Consider the following 761-nt stretch of genomic DNA (forward strand, 5'->3'; position numbering starts at 1 on the left):
TTCGCCGAGCTGCTGGAGGCGTCGCGTCGCGACCTGCTGGCGGACTTCGCGCACCAGCACATGCCGTTCGAGCTGCTGGTGGAAGCGATCAATCCGGTGCGCCAGCTGAGCTACAACCCGCTGTTCCAGATCATGCTGCTGTGGCAGAACAACGAGCGCGCGGAGCTGTCGCTGGGCGAGGGCCTGCGTTTCGGCGAGTACGCGCTGGATCGAGCGGTGAGCAAGTTCGACCTGACGCTGACGGTGAACGAGGACGCGGACGGGCTGTCGTTGTACTGGCGCTATGCGACGGACCTGTTCACGGAGACGAGCGTGCGAGGTTGGGCACGGAGTTTCGAATGCCTGCTGGAAGCGGCGGTGGCGGAGCCGCAGTCGCGGCTGGGCCGGTTGCCTGTGCTGGGCGATGCGGAGCGTGCGCAGGTGCTGGGATGGCATGCGCCGGTTGCGGAGCAGCAGTCGCTGGAGAGCCTGCCGAGGCGGATCGAGCGGCAGGCGGCGTCGACGCCGGATGCCGTGGCGCTGGTGAGCGGGGATCGTCGCTGGTCGTATGCGGCGTTGAACGCGCGTGCGGAGCAGGTGGCGTCGCGTCTGCGTGCCGAGGGCGTGTCGCGAGGCGCGATGGTGGGCGTGTGCTGCGAGCGTCACGGCGACCTTGTAGCGGCGCTGCTGGGCGTGCTGAAGGCGGGCGCGGGGTATCTGCCGCTGGACCCGGGCTATCCTGCGGAGCGGCTGCGTTACATGGTGGCCGACAGCGGCACGCG

Annotated in this window: 1 protein-coding gene; it reads left to right on the forward strand. The window is 69.3% G+C overall.

All coding sequences use genetic code 11. The annotated features are described in order from the left end of the window. A partial coding sequence (locus ACFQ0E_RS19175; protein ID WP_386826639.1) for an AMP-binding protein occupies positions 1-761 on the forward strand: 761 nt, incomplete at both ends.

The sequence above is a fragment of the Lysobacter brunescens genome (assembly GCF_042677005.1).
Lineage (GTDB): Bacteria > Pseudomonadota > Gammaproteobacteria > Xanthomonadales > Xanthomonadaceae > Lysobacter_I > Lysobacter_I brunescens.